1 pseudogene is annotated in these 249 nt (G+C 57.8%); it reads right to left on the bottom strand.

Annotated elements, in window-relative coordinates:
• Positions 1-122 precede the first annotated feature (122 nt).
• Positions 123-249: pseudogene (locus D3227_RS41025) on the bottom strand (IS630 family transposase); the annotation flags it as partial.

Below are 249 nucleotides of genomic sequence, written 5' to 3'. Positions count from 1 at the left end.
CCGAGCATGCCAGCTGTTAGACAAGCCATTCTTGACCTCTTCACGCGGCCGCCACGCCGCAGATGTCCTCACTGTGAGAAGCTGCTCGCAGACGCCGTCAAACCTAAACTGCCAAAGTAGTGCTAGTGGATGGAGTCTAACACTTGGTGCCCGCGTTTGACGGCGGCGATGATTTTGTCGGGGTCGGCGGTCCAAGAGAAGGGTTTGGGTTGCTGGTTGTGCTCTTGGAGGAAGCGGTTGATTGCCGCC

It is taken from the genome of Mesorhizobium waimense (assembly GCF_003601975.1).
Classification (GTDB): Bacteria; Pseudomonadota; Alphaproteobacteria; order Rhizobiales; family Rhizobiaceae; genus Mesorhizobium; species Mesorhizobium waimense.
The sequence above is the reverse complement of the archived record's forward strand: the minus strand, read 5'-3'. Positions and strand labels throughout refer to the sequence as shown.